This window comes from Dysgonomonas sp. HDW5A (genome assembly GCF_011299555.1).
GTDB lineage: Bacteria > Bacteroidota > Bacteroidia > Bacteroidales > Dysgonomonadaceae > Dysgonomonas_A.
This window is the reverse complement of the sequence record NZ_CP049857.1, coordinates 2,168,694-2,187,805: the sequence shown is the minus strand read 5'-3', so window position 1 is coordinate 2,187,805 and position 19,112 is coordinate 2,168,694. Positions and strand designations below refer to the sequence as shown.

General features: G+C 35.7%; 15 protein-coding genes. 8 read left to right on the top strand and 7 right to left on the bottom strand.

The genetic code is table 11. The annotated features are described in order from the left end of the window. Positions 1 to 153 precede the first annotated feature (153 nt). The gene (locus tag G7050_RS09020; RefSeq protein ID WP_166114205.1) at positions 154 to 618 is read right to left on the bottom strand and encodes a TspO/MBR family protein; all 465 of its coding nucleotides are present in this window, start codon (positions 616 to 618) and stop codon (positions 154 to 156) included. A gap of 166 nt (positions 619 to 784) precedes the next feature. Here G7050_RS09020 and G7050_RS09015 point away from each other — a divergent pair, with 166 nt between their 5' ends. Further along, the gene (locus G7050_RS09015) at positions 785 to 1,681 is read left to right on the top strand and encodes a TIGR01777 family oxidoreductase (protein ID WP_166114202.1); all 897 of its coding nucleotides are present in this window, start codon (positions 785 to 787) and stop codon (positions 1,679 to 1,681) included. Between the two features lie 77 nt (positions 1,682 to 1,758). Here the strand turns inward: G7050_RS09015 and G7050_RS09010 are convergent, their stop codons facing one another. Together G7050_RS09010 and G7050_RS09005 are read right to left on the bottom strand one after the other, a co-directional pair. After that, on the bottom strand, positions 1,759 to 3,372 hold the full coding sequence (locus tag G7050_RS09010; RefSeq protein ID WP_166114199.1) for an ABC-F family ATP-binding cassette domain-containing protein: 1,614 nt from the start codon (positions 3,370 to 3,372) through the stop codon (positions 1,759 to 1,761). 76 nt (positions 3,373 to 3,448) lie between these two features. Next, positions 3,449 to 4,885, bottom strand: coding sequence for a PDZ domain-containing protein (locus G7050_RS09005; protein ID WP_166114196.1), 1,437 nt, complete (start codon positions 4,883 to 4,885; stop codon positions 3,449 to 3,451). A 200-nt stretch (positions 4,886 to 5,085) separates the two neighbouring features. Between G7050_RS09005 and G7050_RS09000 the strand changes: the two genes are divergently transcribed. Further along, the gene (locus G7050_RS09000; protein WP_166114193.1) at positions 5,086 to 5,688 is read left to right on the top strand and encodes a riboflavin synthase; all 603 of its coding nucleotides are present in this window, start codon (positions 5,086 to 5,088) and stop codon (positions 5,686 to 5,688) included. Between the two features lie 496 nt (positions 5,689 to 6,184). Here G7050_RS09000 and G7050_RS08995 read toward each other — a convergent pair whose 3' ends face one another. After that, entirely contained in the window at positions 6,185 to 6,943 is a 759-nt protein-coding gene (locus G7050_RS08995; RefSeq protein ID WP_166114190.1) for a hypothetical protein, read from the bottom strand. Between the two features lie 420 nt (positions 6,944 to 7,363). On the opposite strand from G7050_RS08995, the gene G7050_RS08990 reads away from it, so the two are divergent. The 6 genes from G7050_RS08990 (at position 7,364) to lpxA (ending at position 14,489) form a co-directional block, all read left to right on the top strand. Beyond that, complete coding sequence (locus G7050_RS08990) at positions 7,364 to 8,620, top strand: dicarboxylate/amino acid:cation symporter (protein WP_166114187.1); 1,257 nt, start codon at positions 7,364 to 7,366, stop codon at positions 8,618 to 8,620. Positions 8,621 to 8,790: 170 nt separating this feature from the next. After that, positions 8,791 to 10,062 (top strand): phosphoribosylamine--glycine ligase, encoded by a 1,272-nt coding sequence (gene purD / locus G7050_RS08985; RefSeq protein ID WP_166114184.1) that lies wholly within the window; start codon positions 8,791 to 8,793, stop codon positions 10,060 to 10,062. A 23-nt stretch (positions 10,063 to 10,085) separates the two neighbouring features. Further along, positions 10,086 to 11,093 carry a hypothetical protein gene (locus tag G7050_RS08980; RefSeq protein ID WP_166114181.1) on the top strand — a complete coding sequence of 336 codons (1,008 nt, stop codon included), beginning with the start codon at positions 10,086 to 10,088 and terminating at the stop codon, positions 11,091 to 11,093. Between the two features lie 119 nt (positions 11,094 to 11,212). Then, positions 11,213 to 12,259, top strand: coding sequence for a UDP-3-O-(3-hydroxymyristoyl)glucosamine N-acyltransferase (gene lpxD / locus G7050_RS08975; protein ID WP_166114178.1), 1,047 nt, complete (start codon positions 11,213 to 11,215; stop codon positions 12,257 to 12,259). 46 nt (positions 12,260 to 12,305) lie between these two features. After that, the gene (locus tag G7050_RS08970; RefSeq protein WP_166114175.1) at positions 12,306 to 13,691 is read left to right on the top strand and encodes a bifunctional UDP-3-O-[3-hydroxymyristoyl] N-acetylglucosamine deacetylase/3-hydroxyacyl-ACP dehydratase; all 1,386 of its coding nucleotides are present in this window, start codon (positions 12,306 to 12,308) and stop codon (positions 13,689 to 13,691) included. Between the two features lie 15 nt (positions 13,692 to 13,706). Then, positions 13,707 to 14,489 (top strand): acyl-ACP--UDP-N-acetylglucosamine O-acyltransferase, encoded by a 783-nt coding sequence (gene lpxA / locus G7050_RS08965; RefSeq protein WP_166114172.1) that lies wholly within the window; start codon positions 13,707 to 13,709, stop codon positions 14,487 to 14,489. An 81-nt stretch (positions 14,490 to 14,570) separates the two neighbouring features. Here the strand turns inward: lpxA and dnaG are convergent, their stop codons facing one another. The 3 genes from dnaG to G7050_RS08950 form a co-directional block, all read right to left on the bottom strand. Continuing rightward, positions 14,571 to 16,571: a DNA primase gene (dnaG, locus tag G7050_RS08960; protein ID WP_166114169.1), complete on the bottom strand. Its 2,001-nt coding sequence runs from the start codon at positions 16,569 to 16,571 to the stop codon at positions 14,571 to 14,573. 228 nt (positions 16,572 to 16,799) lie between these two features. Next, on the bottom strand, positions 16,800 to 17,156 hold the full coding sequence (rplS, locus tag G7050_RS08955) for a 50S ribosomal protein L19 (RefSeq protein WP_110309567.1): 357 nt from the start codon (positions 17,154 to 17,156) through the stop codon (positions 16,800 to 16,802). Between the two features lie 171 nt (positions 17,157 to 17,327). Beyond that, positions 17,328 to 18,995, bottom strand: a complete 1,668-nt coding sequence (locus G7050_RS08950) for a nucleoside kinase (protein WP_166114166.1) — start codon at positions 18,993 to 18,995, stop codon at positions 17,328 to 17,330. Positions 18,996 to 19,112: the final 117 nt, after the last annotated feature.

Here is a 19,112-nt window from a genome sequence, read left to right as displayed (position 1 = left end):
TTAATGCCACAAAGGTAGTTATTTCTGTTAATAAAAGCACATTAAGGTTATAGACGTTTTTATGGCTTCGTCAAATTTAGAGTTACAGACCTTAATCTTTTGGCAAGCATACAAACGATAACTTATTAAGGCTCAAAAAGCGATACTCAACGATCAATTATACAAGAGAATATAAAAATTAAGATAGGAGGCAAAACTCACCCACAATATATAAGGAACAAATAGCAGCGAACTTATTCTCCGAACAGGATATACACTCAGGGCATAATAAATCATAACTACTTCGAGCAATACAATATTAACCAAACCTGCTAGAGGACTCTGAAAGTAAAAAAATGAAATACTCCATGTGAAGTTTAAGAACAATTGCAACAGGAATATTTTCAGAAGATACTTTTTCTTTCGGCTATTTGTATTTAAAACCAAACCGATAGACAATCCCATACATAAATACAAAATACTCCACGCAATAGGAAATACAATATTAGGAGGTGTTAAATCGGGCTTATTAAGATAAGGATACCAATTAGCGATAGCATATTCTTGAAAACGGCTACCCAGAAAACCCACTAAGAAACAAACTAAAATAGGAATAATAATCTGTAGTTTTTTTTTCATATCGAACGTAATATCAAATACTTTTAAATTTTCATTATCGCACACCTATTTTGAAAGACTCTATACCTATACGGATAACCCAACAAACAATAATTCTGCGATTCTATTATTTTTCTTCTAGAACATAAAAGGGGGTATAAGTGTTCGTTTAATAAACAGATTAACTATGAAAATATTTATTACCGGAGGAACTGGATTAGTAGGAAGTCATCTTATATCACGACTTTTGCAAGAAGATCATACTATTACAGTATTAAGCCGAAATATAGAAAAAGCTCAGGCGATATTGGGTAACAATCTTGAATTTTGTGATTCGCTGGAAAAATTAACTTCGTTAGATGAATACGATGCTGTTATTAATCTTGCAGGAGAACCAATAGCAGGGAAGCGATGGACTGAATTACAGAAACAGAGACTTTGCCAAAGCCGATGGCAAATAACAAAGAAACTCACACAGCTTATTAAATCAGGAGAGAACCCTCCTCAAATATTCATATCAGGATCTGCCATAGGATATTACGGAAACAAAGAGGACGTAATAATAACTGAAGATACAGAACCTCATGAGGAGTTTACTAATAAACTATGTAAAGCATGGGAAGCTTTCGCCATGGAAGCCGAAAGCTCAAAAACACGTGTGTGCTTATTAAGAACAGGTATCGTCTTATCATCTAAAGGAGGTATGTTAGCCAAAATATTGCCTATTTTTAAGCTTGGCTTAGGTGGAACGATGGGCAGTGGGAAACAATATATTTCGTGGATACATATAGAAGACATGGTAGGTATTATAAACTTCCTCTTAACAGCACCTCATATTAAGGGTGCCGTAAACATGACCTCCCCCAGCCCTGTCACCAATAAAGAGTTTTCTAAAACATTAGCTAAAGTTTTAAAACGCCCTTGCATATTTAATGTTCCATCTGTAATTATTTCTCTATTTATGGGCGAAGCATCTACTCTTCTTCTTGATGGGCAATGTGCAATTCCCAAGAAACTGGAATTAAACAAATACCAATTCAGATATAAAGACATACAAAGTGCTCTGGTAAATATACTCCGATAATAAAAGCAAAAAAGCCGGAAGTAAAATTTCACTTCCGGCTTTAATATCAGGTTTTACAACCCTGTTTTATCTCTTAATCAATTATACATTTTTTCTCTCAAAGCTTTTATTTCAGGAGAAACTATATAATCATCATAATCCATACGTTTATCGATGGCTCCGTTAGGAGTAAGCTCTATAATACGGTTACATACGGTTTGTATGAATTCGTGGTCATGAGAAGACATCAATACATTTCCCTTGAACTGCTTCAACGTATTATTGAAAGCCTGAATAGATTCGAGGTCTAGGTGATTTGTTGGAGAATCAAGCACAAGACAATTCGCATTTTTCATCATCATACGAGCTATCATACAACGCATCTTTTCTCCTCCCGATAACACCTTCGCACTTTTCAGAACTTCTTCGCCTGAAAATAGCATTCTACCTAAAAATCCTTTCAAATATATTTCACTTGTATCATCCGAAAACTGAGCCAGCCAATCTACAAGATTTTGATCTATTTTGAAATATTCGGAATTATCCAATGGCAAATAAGCCTCAGTTATGGTTTGTCCCCATTCGAAAGTTCCCGCATCAGGTGTTTCGTATCCATTGATAATTTCAAAGAAAGAAGTCATCGCTCTAGGGTCTTTCGATAAAAACACCACATGGTCGCCTTTCTCTACATTTAAATTAATATTGTCGAAAAGTTTTACCCCTTCAATAGATTTACTAAGACCGCTAACTTCCAAAATTTTATTTCCGGGTTCACGATCAGGAGTAAATATAATTCCCGGATATTTACGGGATGATGGCTTAATCTCTTCGATATTAAGCTTTTCGATCATTTTCTTACGGCTGGTAGTTTGTTTCGACTTAGCAACGTTCGCACTAAATCGACGGATAAACTCTTCCAACTCTTTCTTTTTCTCTTCGGCTTTCTTGTTTTGTTGAGCTTGTTGACGTGAAGCTAATTGGCTCGATTCGTACCAGAAACTATAGTTACCTGCATACATATTAATCTTGCCGAAGTCAATATCAACTGTATGTGTACACACTGAATCTAAAAAGTGACGGTCGTGAGATACTACCAACACTGTATTTTCGAAATTCGACAAATATTGCTCCAACCACATTACGGTTTCAATATCCAGATCATTAGTAGGCTCATCCAACAGTAGATTATCAGGATTTCCGAATAGTGCACGAGCAAGTAAGATTCTTACTTTCTGTTTACCACTCATATCCCTCATCATCTGCTGATGAAATTCATCTTTGATACCTAAACCACTCAATAAGCTGGCAACATCATTTTCTGCATTCCAGCCTTCAAGTTCAGCAAATCGCTCTTCCAACTCCGATGCCCTGATACCATCAGCATCCGTGAAATCTTCTTTTGCATACAACGCATCTTTTTCTTTCATTATTTCCGAAAGAATACTATGCCCTTGCAAAACTGTATCCATTACTGTCTGATCATCATAAGCAAAGTGATCCTGAGACAAAACCGACATACGCTCGTTTGGAGCTAAAGAAAAAGACCCGTGAGTCGCATCCTTTTCGCCACTCAAAATTTTCAGGAAAGTAGATTTACCTGCACCATTGGCTCCAATGATACCATAACAATTGCCCGGAGTAAACTTTAAGTTCACATCCTGAAACAAAACTCTCTTACCAAACTGGATTCCTAAATTAGAAACTGTAATCATATTAAATTCAAAATGGTGAGCAGCAGATTAATGTTACTCACCAAGTTATATATTATTTTAATTTAACTTCGGGTACTTAAAGTGCCTTTATGACAACTGATTGTTGAACCTGAGGAGTCACTTTTACAAGCTTCTTCTGTCCTTGGCTCTTCACCTCAATATCTAGTACTTTTGGAGGATTAGGTCCTGATACATATTTATTGAAAGCGTAAAGATAGCTAAAACATGGCGCATATATAGCTTCTTTCTTAAATAATTCTGCTACTTCCGGATATCTGTTTATACTCCAATACATACAGTCAGGAAAACCATTGGCATCAATAAAGCGCGTTTTGGGATTTCTCAAAGGCATAGATTCAACAATAAATCGTCTGTATGCTTTCTCTAAATCATCACTCGAATAATCGAACTTAATCTTTCCAATCTTTACGATACGATCACCCGGACGAATACCAGCCAAAGCAGCAGGAGAACCGGCATCTACATCTGTTATACTTGCAATATCTTTAGAGTCGAAATTTAGACCTGTATAGTTAAATCCTTTTTTACTCACCAAATATTTTGCCGTAGTTTTAGCCGTTGAGTATGGATACTGCATCATCAGCAAAGAAGCATGTATTCTTGCATATTCCTGAATATCGTAATCTTCAGTCAAAAACTCTCTGGAACGACAATCCCAAATTTGAGTCATTTTATCTTTATTGATATATTTCTTATCAAAAAAACGGATTCCAAGCTCAAGTATATATTGTCCTTTAGATTCTGCATTAACATCATCGGCAGATAAGATAGGCAGTTTAACCATTTCCTGAGTCTCGCTGTCATATCTCCACGAATATGAGTTTTTACTATTAACAGAAGCATTGTATTTTAAGTTAGGCTGAAAAGTATAGTAAGTTTGAACTATAATATCAGGATCTTGAGTACTTCTAACCAACCCTCTTTCGATTAAGGCTTTTTCTATTTGACTATTGATATAATAATCAACATCCGGAACTGAACTATCTTCTTTTAAGAAGTCGAATGTACGATAATCGGCAAAGTCGACATTTGTATTTGGATCTACTTTAACCGGCAACGAGAATGCTCGATCATTTGTATCTTCCAAGCTATAGAATGCATAAGCATCAGCCAAGTGAAATTCACTCAGTGCATTTACACTTTTACAATCACGCTGTATTTCATATTCCTTAAAATAGGTATCAACATTTCTGATTGTCAATTTTATATCAGATGATGTAGCATCAAAGAGCCATGATGCTATAGTAGGATAGTTTCTCAAATAGGTAGCAGCCCCATTTACTTCCATAATAATATCGTCAACTTTCACTCCCGCTTTTGCTGCCGGAGAAAATGGCTCCACAGAAAGCACAACCGGCTCACCGTATCCCCAACTTGAATTATTGCTAATTTCGAATGTGATACCAAAATCACACAATCTACCTTTCGACTGAGCACTTGCCCCCAATATTATGGTAGAAATTAAAAACAAGACTAGACTAATTTTCTTCATTTATAGTTAAATTTTATTCGTATAAACCTAATTTATGCCGATTAGTGTTAAAAACAGCAGTGTTTGTATAATCTGCAAAGATAAGCTATTCATCTTATTAGCAAATAGGAATCTTAATAATATTTTTATTTTCTCCTATTTTTATTTTATTTCGTACTTTTGTAATAGTAAAATAAATCAATTACTTAATCAGTATTTATATGTTTTCAGGAATAGTAGAAGAGGCGGCAAAAGTAGTAGCCATACGTAAGGAGAATGAGAATATTCATTTAACAATTAACTGCTCTTTTGTAAAAGAATTAAAGATCGATCAAAGCATTGCCCACAATGGGGTATGCCTTACAGTTGTTGATCTAACAGAGGATACGTATACTGTTACAGCTATTAAAGAAACTTTGGACAGATCGAACTTAGGCTTGCTTAAGATCAATGACAAAGTTAATCTCGAAAGAAGCATGCTTATGAATGGCAGACTGGATGGACATATTGTACAAGGACATGTTGATCAAACTGCTCGTTGTTCTAAGATTGATGAAGCAGATGGCAGCTGGTATTTTACTTTCGAGTATGACTATGATAAAGAAATGGCAAAAAAAGGTTACTTAACCGTAGACAAAGGATCGGCAACAGTAAACGGAGTAAGTCTTACCGTATTTAACACTACCGACAATTCATTCCAGGTAGCAATCATTCCTTATACATTCGAACACACAAATTTCCACCAATTTAAAGTTGGAAGTGTAGTTAACTTAGAGTTCGATATCATAGGAAAATACATCAGTAGAATAGCTGCTATAAGATAATGGTTATCAACTCTAAAAGGAGATCAAGCAAAAAGCTGATTATGTTAATCAAATGAATAATTCGAGGACTAAAACACAACAACTAGAATTATCAAATAGCAAATTATAGCACAATTTATCAAAAAAGATATTTTAGATATGGATGGTCGGAAGAAATTTCTTCCGACCATCCATATCTATAAGCATGACCTCATTAATGTGGGAACTATTGGATATTCTTCTAGGCAAGATTATATATGTAAAGTTATCATAAGCAGAAGGCTAACAAAGAGGAGTCTTTCATACTAAAAGAACCCCAAAAAGAGGGAATGTAAATTCGCAGATAAAGTAGGAAGACTTTTGTTGCAACTCTCACAAAATCATAATAAATAAATCATGAAGGATCATTATCTTTTGGAATATTTATATTGAACTGAAAAATACAAGAATATGGTCAAGAATTGCTTCTGTAAAGTTATTGTTACGTAAAGTTTAAACAAGCTCTAAAAAAAATCTACTACCTTATTTTTCTCCCTTCATATATAAAGACATTTGTCTGTGCAATAGTTGCACTTGAATTTACACTAATTATGCCTGATGAATATGCGAAAGTCAATCTTGGCTGTGTTGTAGCATTAAATACCAATGTATTCGTATTCTCGCCAACAAGACTATATTGCTCTGTGACGGCATCTCCAGAAAACACCCAGTCATTAGAAACGCGGAACCCTCTTTTTACAGAAAAGCTTATTTGCCCATAAAGCATGCCTGTATTTCCATTTCCAAAAGATAAATTTGTTGCGAACTTAAATACCACTACAGTATTATTATTTATACCGGTAAAAACAGTTACCGGACCTCCTCCAATAAGTATATTAAAAGCACCATCTAAAGAATAACTATTTCCTAAACTTACAGGTGAAGCCTGCCTTATCATAACTCCATTATTATCAATAACAACAGGAAATAAGCTCTGTTTATCAGCTAAGGTTGTTGTAGAAGATATTTCCATATTTCGTGCTATAATTGGAGTTACCGTCGTACTACCGATCAATTCTATTTTGGCATTAGGAGAAGTCGTACCAACACCGATATTGCCTAATACAGATACAGTAACATCATTAGATTCCTGTTCGACTGTAGGAGAACCTGAGCTGGGATTATCTCCAGCCCCGTCTATATGAAATACCCCTTGAGGGTTTATTGTATTTATTCCAACCTGAGAATATGAATACAAAGAAATAATAGACATAATTAAAGCAATGTTTATTTTCATATAAAAATAAGATATATTAGTTACGTTTTGTATATAATGATAGATAAGAAAACATTTATACCATAAATAAAGTTCATATATAATTATAAATACCAAGTGTGCATAAAATTTCAGAAAAACGATAAAAAAGAAGTTTCGAGTTGGTCATAAGCAATCAGAATAATTATTTTCCCATTTTAAAATATTTGCTTTTCAAGCAGCCCTGCGAAGAGCATCATATCAGAAATAATAATCTAAATGGCTTCCGACCTCTCATAATACTTAAGCTCTTTTTTATCAGATCAATCAGCTTCAAAATATCCTATTTTCAAGAAGAATACATATCAAAAAACAACAAAAACAAGAGATAATTAAACATTTTTTATAATTTTACGATCAATTCACAATCAAAAACAAACATCAAACCCCAATTTATACACAATGGCAGTATCTACAGAAAAGAAGTCAAATAACAATCTCCTGTTTTATTATATCCTGATAGCTTTAATACTCGGAATAATAGCCGGACAATCAGTCCACAGCTTTTGCTCTTTAAAAACTATCGCTTTAGTATCCGAAAACATAAAACTTCTGGGGACAATATTTATCCGTCTTATTCAAATGATTGTTGCGCCACTTGTTTTTTGTACTATCATTGTGGGCATCTCCAAAATGGGAGATATGAAAATGGTTGGTCGTGTAGGCGGAAAAGCCATGCTTTGGTTTATATCTGCTTCCTTGGTATCTCTGATGATTGGTCTTATCTGGATAAACTTATTAAAGCCGGGAACTACATCCACTCTTGATTTAAGCAATACGGCAAGTGCTTCAGATCTTATTGCCAACAGCCATCAATTGACTCTGGCTGAATTCGTAAACCATGTTATTCCCAAAAGTTTATTTGAAGCTTTAGCAAACAACGAAATACTCCAAATATTAGTCTTTGCAGTTATTTTCGGTGTTGCATTAGCCTCTTTCGCAGAAAAAGGCACCTCTATAACCAAAGCTCTGGATATAGTAACACATGTAATACTGAAAATAGTAAGTTATATCATGTGGGTTGCTCCGATTGCTGTATTCGGAACAATTACGGCAGCGGTTTCCTCACATGGCTTATCGGTATTTAAACTCTACGCAAATTTCCTTGCGGCGTTTGCCATAGGTATGGTTTCGCTCTGGATAGTACTTATACTCGTTGGTTACATCATTCTAGGCAATAGAGTATTTGCTTTAATTAAAACAATAAAAAGCCCTCTTCTGATAGCATTCTCTACAACCAGTAGCGAAGCTGTATTTCCCAAGTTGGTGGATGAACTCGAAAAATTCGGTTGTAACCCCAAGATAGTATCTTTTATTTTACCGTTGGGTTATTCCTTTAATCTCGATGGCAGTATGATGTACATGACGTTTGCAAGTATATTCATCGCTCAGCTATATGGAGTAGAAATGAGTTTGTCTACTCAATTAATAATGCTTCTTGTTTTAATGCTTACAAGTAAAGGTATAGCAGGCGTACCCCGTGCATCATTGATAATAATTGTAGCCACTTGTTCTATGTTTGGAATCCCGCCCGAAGGAGTTGCTTTACTGATTCCCATTGATCACTTTTGTGATATGGCACGTAGCATGACAAATGTATTGGGTAATGCCCTAGCAACAACAGTAGTCAGCAAATGGGAGAAAAATGCGGATGCCTGAATTGTATAAATAGTATCTCAAATATTATATTTACTTTTATAGAATATTTCTAATTGGCAGATAATAATTAAGATTATTACCTTTGCCGATTCAGATTAAATAAGTATTACATTTTTACTTATATTTATAGAAACAAAAATCAGGTTTACCACCTTAAAATCATATCTTTTATGAATATTTTATTATTGGGGAGCGGAGGAAGAGAACATGCTTTAGCTTGGAAAATATTACAAAGCCCTAAAATCAACACCCTTTATGTTGCACCCGGAAATGCGGGAATCGGCCAAATTGCTAAAATTTTAGACATCTCACCTCTCGATTTTACCGCAGTAAAAGCACAGGTTATTGATAAAAAGATAGATATGGTAGTAATAGGACCCGAAGATCCGTTAGTAAAAGGCATCTATGACTTCTTTATTAATGACAAAGAGATTCAACATATCCCTGTCATTGGGCCTTCCCAACTGGGAGCTGAGCTTGAAGGTAGCAAAGATTTTGCGAAGCGTTTCATGATGCGTCACAACATACCCACTGCACAATACAAAAGCTTTACCAATAAAAATATCGACGAGGCATACCAGTTTTTAGAAGAACTTAAAGCACCGTATGTCCTTAAAGCCGACGGTCTTGCTGCAGGTAAAGGAGTACTTATTATAAATGATCTGAATGAAGCCAAAGCTGAACTCAAAGCCATGCTTGGAGGAATGTTTGGAGCTGCAAGCAATACAGTTGTGATCGAAGAATTCCTTTCCGGAATAGAATGTTCCGTATTTGTCTTAACCGATGGTAAATCTTACAAAATATTACCGGTCGCTAAAGATTACAAACGTATCGGAGAAGGAGATACCGGTCTCAACACCGGAGGTATGGGTGCAGTTTCGCCTGTATCTTTTGCCGATGATATCTTTATGAAAAAGGTAGAGGAAAGAATAGTAAAACCAACAGTCACAGGTTTACAAAAAGACAATATAGTATATAAGGGTTTTATTTTTATCGGTCTAATTGAAGTCGGAGGCGAACCCATGGTTATTGAATACAATGTCCGTATGGGAGATCCCGAGACAGAAGTGGTAATGCTGCGGATAAAATCAGACTTGGTTGATCTACTGGAAGGTGTTGCCACCGAATCATTAGACAAGAAAAATCTGGAGATAGATAATCGCTATGCCACAACTGTTATGCTTGTATCGGGGGGATATCCCGGCGATTATGAAAAAGGAAAAGTTATTTCAGGCTTAGACTCCGTTAGTGACAGCATCGTGTTTCATGCAGGAACAATTGAAGATAAAAATACCATTACAACTAATGGGGGACGAGTACTTGCTGTTAGTTCGTATGGAAACAGTAAAGAAGAAGCCCTAAATAAATCATTCGCAAATGCAGAAAAGATATGTTTTGATGGCAAATATTACAGAAAAGATATAGGTTTCGACTTAAAATAAAAAGTAAACTTACCCAATTATTAATGGATGCAATAAAGCTGTATAAGAGAAATATTGTAGAAAATAAGAACCTGGTTCTATTCTCGATACTCTTAACAATAGTTATACGTTTAGTTATTTTTTATTTTACGGATGCAACACTTCACAACGAACATATTGGAGGAGGATATCTGTGGACAGGAGCATTGACTAACTTCCTTTCCAGAGGAACAATTTCGTTCACAATCAGCACATTATTTGTTTTTATAATATCTTTTTATGCCTCTCAACTGAATGCAAAGCATGGACTAATCAGAAACCGAACTTACCTTATATATATATTCGGAAGTCTGATCCTCAGTTCGCATCCGGTCTTTATATATATGACTCCTTACTATATATCAACGTTGGCATTTCTGATATGCACAGATTTGCTTTACTCATCGTATCAAGATAAGACAGGCAGCAGAAATGCTTATGCAATTGGATTTGTAATAGGAGTCAGCAGTTTATTCTCATTCTATTTCTTAATGTATCTTCCCCTTTTTTGGATTGGATTCAGCTTGATGCGAATTTTCAAATTCAAAAATTTTATAATTTCAATATTAGGTGTCGCTACAATATATTGGCTGACCTTTGTTTTTTTCCTTTGGCAAAATAACATCGCAGGGTTTCTAAGTCCGTTCGAACACCTATACCCTTTACTGAATAATTCGATTGAAACAATTCCGTTAATGGGAGAAGGCTTATTGGTTGTCATTGCTTTTGCCCTATTAATTACTATATCTCTCGATTATCAAGCTAACTCTTTTAGAGACAAAATTAGAATTCGTGCCAATATACAGTTCCTACACATCACATCACTTTTTTCTATCATTGCATTTTTCTTTATAATTTTGGATCCGACACTGAACCTTTATATATTGTCTTGTAGTATAACTATTTTATTGGCTCATTTTTTCACTCTGGCTGAACAAAAATGGAAGATAATAATCTTCTACATTCTAATATTAATATACTTTTCGTGCTGTTTTTTAAATTTGTTGAATTAATTAATAAAGACTATATTAGTATGCGAACTAGTATTTTCTGGGCAAAAAAACATCATTATTGGAAAATTATTCCTTATTTCGCAGTTTAAAACAATATTTATCGAATATTCGACCTATTTATGCAACTTTCATTCACGGCTCAACAAATTGCTGATTTTCTGAAGGGTACAATTGAAGGTGACCCCAATGTACAAGTTAGTAATTTTTCTAAAATAGAAGAAGGGAAACCTGGCTCTTTGTCATTTTTGGCTAACCCAAAATATACAAACTACATCTACACAACAGATTCAAGCATTGTTTTGGTAAATAATGATTTTGTTGCTGACAAACCCATAAAAGCTACTCTAATAAGAGTTTTTAATGCATATGCAGGGTTAGCAATGTTATTGGATATGGTTGAAAAATCGAAACCTAAGAAAAAAGGGATCGAACCGATGAGTTTTGTGGCAGAGAGTGCAAAACTCGGCAATGATATCTACGTCGGAGCTTTTGCATATATATCAGAGAATACAACTATAGGAGACAACACCCAAGTACACCCACAGGTATATATTGGTGAAGGCTGTACTATAGGTAACAACACGATATTATATCCGGGAGTGAAGATATATCCCGGCTCAAAAATAGGAAACAATTGTATCATTCATTCAGGTGCAGTAATCGGATCAGACGGGTTTGGATTTGCTCCGGAGGGTGATATATATAAGAAAATACCTCAAATGGGTATCGTAATTATTGAGGACGATGTTGAAATCGGAGCAAATACTACGATAGACAGAGCAGTAATGGATGCAACTATTATCAGACATGGAGTAAAACTGGATAACCTTATTCAGGTAGCTCACAATGTAGAGATAGGAGCTAATACCGTTATGGCAGCACAAGTTGGAATTTCGGGGTCAACAAAAGTAGGCGAACACTGTATGATTGGCGGACAGGTGGGTCTGGGTGGACACATCACCATAGGCAACAATGCCAACATCGGAGCGCAAGCAGGTATTATAAGCAACATCAAAGATAACGCACAGATATTGGGATCTCCTGCTATTCCTGTGAAGGATTTCTTTAGATCAAGTGTTGTATTTCCAAAGCTACCCGATATGTATCGACAAATAGCTCAGTTAGAGAAGGAAATAAAACTACTGAAAGCAGAACAAAATAAATAATCAAAATAAAAAGACATCCTCAAAGATGTTTACATGAGGAATTAAAATGGAAAGACAGAAAACACTAAAAGAGAGTTTTTCTCTACAAGGAAAAGGATTACACACGGGACTGCCCATTACTATTAAATTTAATCCTGCTCCCGAAAACCACGGATATAAGATCAAAAGGATAGATCTTGAAGGGGAGCCTGTTATAGATGCTCTTGCCGAAAATGTAGGAGGAACTCAAAGAGGAACTGTTCTTGTCAAAGGAGATGTTCAAGTTAGCACAGTAGAACATGCAATGTCTGCTTTATATGCATTGAATGTTGATAACTGTTTGATAGAAGTAGACGCTCCAGAATTTCCCATACTTGATGGAAGTGCTATAAAATATGTTGAAGCTATAAAAAAAGTAGGATTGGTAGAACAAGAAGCCGATCGTGACTTTTATATCGTCCGTAGAAAGATGGAAATTCATGACGAAGCAACAGGTTCAAAATTCATCCTCCTTCCTGATGAAAATTTCTGTATCAACTCTTTCATTGAATTCGAATCAACTTACATTCCCAATCAATCAGCATCACTTGATGACTTGAATGATTTTGAAAAAGAAATAGCCAGTGCAAGAACATTTGTTTTTGTTAGAGATATTCAACAATTACTCGAAGCCGGCCTAATAAAAGGTGGCGATTTAGATAACGCTATTGTCATATACGAAAGACAAATATCTCAAGAGGCTTTAGATAAACTAGGTGATCTTTTAGGAGTAGCTCATAAAAACGCTTCAGAACTAGGATATATAAATAATAAACCTATTCAGTCACCAAACGAACCGGCACGTCATAAATTACTTGATATTATCGGAGACATGGCTCTTATCGGCAAGCCGATTAAAGGTAGAGTCATAGCTACACGCCCCGGTCATAAGATCAATAATCAAATGGCTCGTTTGATCCGTAAGCAAATCAAGCTAAATGATGTACAACCTCCGGTTTATGATGTAACTAAAGAACCTGTTCTTGACATTAATAAGATAAAAGAATTGTTGCCTCACAGATACCCATTTCTAATGGTTGATAAGATCATTGAGATAGGACAACAACACATTGTTGGGGTAAAAAACATTACTACTAATGAGCCTTTCTTTCAGGGACATTTTCCTCAAGAACCTGTAATGCCCGGAGTATTACAAATAGAGGCAATGGCTCAAATTGGGGGAGTATTAGTTTTGGCAAGAGTAGATGAACCCGAAAGATATTCGACTTACTTCTTGAAAATAGACAACGTAAAATTCCGTCAAAAGGTAGTACCGGGCGATACACTAATTTTCAGACTCGATTTCACTTCTGAGATAAGACGTGGAATAGCCAACATGAAAGGTTATGCTTTCGTTGGAGAAAAAGTTGTTTCTGAAGCAGAGTTTACTGCCCAAATTGTAAAAAATAAATAATTTAAAATTTGATCCATGTCAAATATATCGTCTAACGCATTCATACACCCAAATGCCCAAATAGGCAAAGATGTAACTATAGAACCATTTGCATATATTGATGACAATACTGTAATTGGTGATGGTACATTTGTTATGTCGAATGCAAATATCAGATCTGGAGCTCGTATCGGCGAAAAATGTACAATCTATCCGGGTGCTGTAGTATCAGGAATACCTCAGGATTTAAAATTTCACGGAGAAGATTCTACTGCAATTATAGGAAATAATACAACGATAAGAGAATGTGTTACGATAAGCAGAGGAACCGATTCGAAAGGAAAAACGATTGTAGGAGACAACTGTTTGCTTATGGCTTATAGTCATATTGCACATGATTGTATTATTCAAAATAATGTCATAATAGGCAATGCAACCCAATTGGCAGGAGAGGTAGAAGTCGATGATTTTGCCATATTAAGCGGTGGTGTATTAGTACACCAATTTACCCGCATTGGAAAACATGTGATGATACAAGGCGGAACGCGATTAGGTAAAGATATCCCTCCATACATTATAGCAGGTCGTGATCCTGTTGCATATGCAGGTATCAATCTAGTAGGATTACGCCGAAGAGGATTTACAAATGAACAGATCAACCAGATACAAGAGATCTATCGTTTAATTTATCAATCGGGATATAATTTTTCTGATGCCACTGCAAAAATTGAACAGGAACTTGAGAAGACAGAAGAGTCTCAACTAATTGTAGATTTCATCAAAAACTCTCCCAGAGGAATTGTTAGAGGATATCTGTAAGAAGAATATTCAAACTTTAAAATAAAAGTAAACCCTCGGAAATAGATAATTTCCGAGGGTTTACTTTTATAGCTTTTGAATTTAATAACGAAGTATAACTCTTTCACCTAATACTTTTGACAAAGCATTCTTTATTGCACTAAGGTCTTTTAATTGCTGCATAAGAGCTATCGAAGCATCAGAATCGCCAGCCTTATGCACCTGCTTCATCTTTTCTTTAATCATTTTCATTTGATGTGTAATAAAAGCATCTTTCAGCTCTATAAGAACACGGGGCACAGAGGTTTCTAGATGCTTCTCTTCCGCCATAGGAGTTTCCTCTTTTTTAACGTCACCATACTGTTTTGTGTGCACCTTGCTTAGCTCATACCTATCTTCTAATAGACTTGCCGTTAAACGGCTTATTTCTTGCTTAGGATGAGCCAGAAAATAACGAGCCGGTATAAAGTTAGGATCTTCCATCATACTGATAGCTTCATCCAGAATTTCTTTATACAATACATTCTGAAACCACAGACCATCTCGTTCCAAATCAAACTTAATGTATTCAAGTACAGTTATATCATCATGGGGCTCTTCCCCGTCCTCCGGTTCTCGCTGAATCATCTGCAGCATACCATATCGAACAACATAGTATAAAATAGCCAATTCAAACTTATCGAAAGGCGACTTTGGTGCTATTTGAGGCTGAAATTCTTCAGGTATATTTAACGGGGGATAATCATCTGCAACAGGTGGTATATTATTTTGTTGCGGCAACCTCTGCCCTTCTTTTTCAAGATATGCCAACCGCTTTTTATTGATCTCATCAATTAAGACTCTCTCGTCTACCCCCAATAATACACTACAATCTCGTGTATATACGGATCTGATAATTCCATCGGGAATAATAGATATACTATTGACAATATCCGAAATAAGTGATGCCCTTTTTATAGGGTCTTCTCCTGCATCATCTAATAAGAGTTGCGTTTTGAAACGGATAAAATCGACCTCGTGCTTTCTTATATAACTGGTAAAAGATTCGGCATTTTGTTTTTGAGAAAATGAATCCGGGTCTTCTCCGTTCGGTAAAAGAACCACTTTGATATTCATTCCATCCTCTAACAATAAGTCAATACCTCTCAACGCAGCTTTTATACCAGCCGCATCACCATCGTAAATAACCGTTATATTGGGTGTAAAACGGTGTATCAGTTTTATCTGCCCGATAGTTAACGCGGTACCCGAAGACGAAACAACATTCTCTATACCTGCCTGATGCATCGAAATAACATCGGTATAACCTTCTACAAGAAAGCAGCAATCGGCTTTTGAAATAGCTTGCTTAGCAAAATAGATTCCATATAACTGGTCACTCTTATGATAAATGTCACTTTCAGGCGAATTGACATATTTACCTGTATTTTCTGCTTTCTTAAGAATACGCCCACCGAAAGCAACAACTTTACCGGAAAGTGTATGCACCGGAAACATGACACGACCGCGAAAGCGATCGACCATATAGTTATCACCTTCTATAGTCAGACCAGTTCTTACCAGATAATCTTTATTGAATCCGCTCTTAAGAGCATCCTGAGTGAAAGCATCTCTTTGTTCGAGACTATATCCGAGTTGAAATTTTTTAATAATATCTTCTCTAAAACCTCTCTCCCTGAAATAACTTAATCCGACAGTCTTTCCTTCGCTATGTTGATGAAGTGTATTTACAAAATAAGTTCGTGCATATTCATTCAGGATAAAAAGACTCTCTCGTTCATTGTAAGCATTCTTTTGCTCTTCGGTAAGTTCTTTTTCCTGTATCTCTATATTATACTTTTTAGCCAGATAACGAAGTGCTTCATAATACGAAAGCTGCTCATGTTTCATAATGAAATGCACAGCACTCCCACCCTCTCCGCATGCAAAACATTTGCAGATATTTTTGGAAGGGGACACATAAAATGAAGGTGTTTTATCGGAGTGAAACGGGCATAATCCAACAAAGTTAATTCCTTTTTTCTTAAGCGTAACAAATTCTGCGACAACATCTTCGATGCGTGCAGCTTCCATTATCCTATCTATCGTAAGTTGATCTATCATTTTTTTCCTCCAAGGAACGAAGTTAAGGTCTCAGACCTTTTTATTGCTTTGGCAAACACAATAAACAAAGATAGTTATAGTTGTAAGATATAACAATAAATACTCAATGTTACTTGAGAAATAAACTTCAATTATATTGTTAAGGTCTCAGACCTTTTTGTTACATCTACATCTAAATAAAAAAGCACTTCAATTGCTTGAAGTGCTTTTTTATGAAGTGAGAAAAGATTAAGCGCGAGCCACTCTCTTTTCTTTAATTCTTGCTTTTTTACCTGTAAGGGCACGTAGGTAATATAGTTTCGCTCTGCGAACTTTACCAACTTTATTTACAGTAATACTGTCGATAAATGGAGACTCAAGAGGGAAGATACGCTCTACACCAATATTGTCTGACATTTTGCGTACAGTAAAGCGTTTTTTAGCGCCGTGTCCGCCGATTTTGATAACAACACCACGATACTGCTGTACACGCTCTTTGTTACCTTCTTTGATACGATATGCTATAGTTACAGTATCTCCACTCTTAAATTGAGGATGTTCTTTACCTGTAGCAAATGCATCTTGTGCAATCTTCATTAAATCCATGACTATTATAGCTTTATATTGTAAAACAATACGCAATATTCACGAGTTAGTCTCGTCAGAGATTACGCAAAGCGGATGCAAAAATATAAACAATTATTGTAACTGACAAATACCCACGCATTTTTAAGTTGGTTCTATTACTTAATTGGCGATAAATGTATTTCTATAATCTTAATATGTGAAGCTACTTCCACCCAGAAACTCTCTCAACAATGATGTTGGCGGCATCTCCGAATCATTTATATAACTGAAATAACTAAGAAATTTAAGTAAGCGACTCGCCTCAGCAAATTCAGGAGCTGTTTTAGGTACCTGAATCAGGATCGGTTCGGCGTATTTACGCAATGCAGCCAATTCATACATAATAGCTGAATTGAACATTACATCTGCATTCTCTTGAAAAGGGAAAATCCATTTTTCTTCACCACGTCGTACACTATCCCATCTCGAAATGGTATCAATAGCCGAATAATTCCGGTAATTAAAGTCTCTTACCAAGCGTCTGATTAAACGGTTATCGGTAGTAGATATCCAGTTATGATCGTCTAACGATATGCTAGTAAGAGCCGATACGTATATCAAGAACTTCTTACTGTCATCTATTTGCTTGGTTAACTCCGGGTTTAGACCATGAATCCCCTCTATAATGATAACATTATGTTCGTCTATTTGAAGTTCATGCCCGTTATATTCACGCTGTCCGGTTGTAAAATTATAAGTAGGCAAAGACACCTTTTCACCTTTCAACAAACGCGACATATCGTCATTGAACTGTTTAAGATCCAAAGCGTATAATGATTCATAATCATAATCGCCCTTCTCATCTTTGGGTGTGTCTGCACGATTTACAAAATAATCATCTAGCGAAATTCCGACAGGCTTTATGAGGTTTACCATCAATTGCACCTCAAGACGTTTTCGGAATGTCGTTTTTCCTGATGAAGAAGGACCCGAAACCATCACAATACGCACTCCTTTTTTGAAGCGACCGGCTATTTTCTCAGCAATATCGCCGATAGACCTTTCCTGCAAAGCCTCAGCAACTTTTACCACATCCGACATACCTCCGTTTTTGTTCGCCCTGTTTAAGTCCGAAACATTTTCCAAACCCAGTATATTCAGAAACTTTAAATGCTCCAGATAAACCTGTTGCATCTTAGGTTGTTCGATACGGGGTTCTAATTCCACGGGATTATTTCTATTGGGCACACGTAATAAAAACCCATTCAGATATGGTTCAATATCGTATAACTTTATATATCCACTTGAAGGTACTAAATACCCATAAAAATAATCGAAATAATCCCCTAAACGATAGTATTTAGAATACACTGAATCTGAGGCTTCCAATAACGAAGCCTTAGATTCAAAGCCACGTTCTCTGAAAAGTTGTATTACCTTATCCTTTTCATCTTCTAATGCTACAAATGGAATATCTTCTTTAATCAGATCATCCATTACTGCCTTTATCTTACTAATATCTTTGTCCGAAAGCTTGTCTTTGCCCTCTACTCTCCCATAATATCCTTTAGAAATAGGATGTTCTATTCTCATTCTGGCATTAGGAAAAACTTCCGAAATCGCTTTTGCTAATATAAAGCACAAAGAACGAACATAAGTTCTCATCCCCGAAGACTCACTCAAGTCTACAAACTCGATATGCTTGGGTTGATACAGCTTGTAATCAAGCGATTCTGTTTTGTTATTTACTTTACAATTAACGATCTGATAAGGCGTTTCGATTTTCAATAATTTCTGAGCCTCTGCTAAAGTAATACCCAAAGGTAAATAATGATACTGGTTGTCATTCTTACAGAATACTTGAAAAATTTGATTCATATATTTTTATTTTAAGGTCACAGACCCATTTGTTATCTATTGAGGCAGTAAGCATGCTAATATCCACATATACCTTTAAAGTACATTACAAAAGACTTTTACTTACTTAACAAAAGT

Bases quoted from the DNA above. Each gene is read 5' to 3' on its own strand.
- G7050_RS09020 (WP_166114205.1), bottom strand. From the start codon at position 618: ATGAAAAAAAAACTACAGATTATTATTCCTATTTTAGTTTGTTTCTTA.
- rplS (WP_110309567.1), bottom strand. From the start codon at position 17,156: ATGGATTTAATGAAGATTGCACAAGATGCATTTGCTACAGGTAAAGAA.
- lpxD (WP_166114178.1), top strand. From the start codon at position 11,213: ATGCAACTTTCATTCACGGCTCAACAAATTGCTGATTTTCTGAAGGGT.
- dnaG (WP_166114169.1), bottom strand. From the start codon at position 16,571: ATGATAGATCAACTTACGATAGATAGGATAATGGAAGCTGCACGCATC.
- G7050_RS08950 (WP_166114166.1), bottom strand. From the start codon at position 18,995: ATGAATCAAATTTTTCAAGTATTCTGTAAGAATGACAACCAGTATCAT.
- G7050_RS09005 (WP_166114196.1), bottom strand. From the start codon at position 4,885: ATGAAGAAAATTAGTCTAGTCTTGTTTTTAATTTCTACCATAATATTG.
- G7050_RS09015 (WP_166114202.1), top strand. From the start codon at position 785: ATGAAAATATTTATTACCGGAGGAACTGGATTAGTAGGAAGTCATCTT.
- G7050_RS08980 (WP_166114181.1), top strand. From the start codon at position 10,086: ATGGATGCAATAAAGCTGTATAAGAGAAATATTGTAGAAAATAAGAAC.
- G7050_RS09000 (WP_166114193.1), top strand. From the start codon at position 5,086: ATGTTTTCAGGAATAGTAGAAGAGGCGGCAAAAGTAGTAGCCATACGT.
- G7050_RS09010 (WP_166114199.1), bottom strand. From the start codon at position 3,372: ATGATTACAGTTTCTAATTTAGGAATCCAGTTTGGTAAGAGAGTTTTG.
- G7050_RS08990 (WP_166114187.1), top strand. From the start codon at position 7,364: ATGGCAGTATCTACAGAAAAGAAGTCAAATAACAATCTCCTGTTTTAT.
- G7050_RS08995 (WP_166114190.1), bottom strand. From the start codon at position 6,943: ATGAAAATAAACATTGCTTTAATTATGTCTATTATTTCTTTGTATTCA.
- purD (WP_166114184.1), top strand. From the start codon at position 8,791: ATGAATATTTTATTATTGGGGAGCGGAGGAAGAGAACATGCTTTAGCT.
- lpxA (WP_166114172.1), top strand. From the start codon at position 13,707: ATGTCAAATATATCGTCTAACGCATTCATACACCCAAATGCCCAAATA.
- G7050_RS08970 (WP_166114175.1), top strand. From the start codon at position 12,306: ATGGAAAGACAGAAAACACTAAAAGAGAGTTTTTCTCTACAAGGAAAA.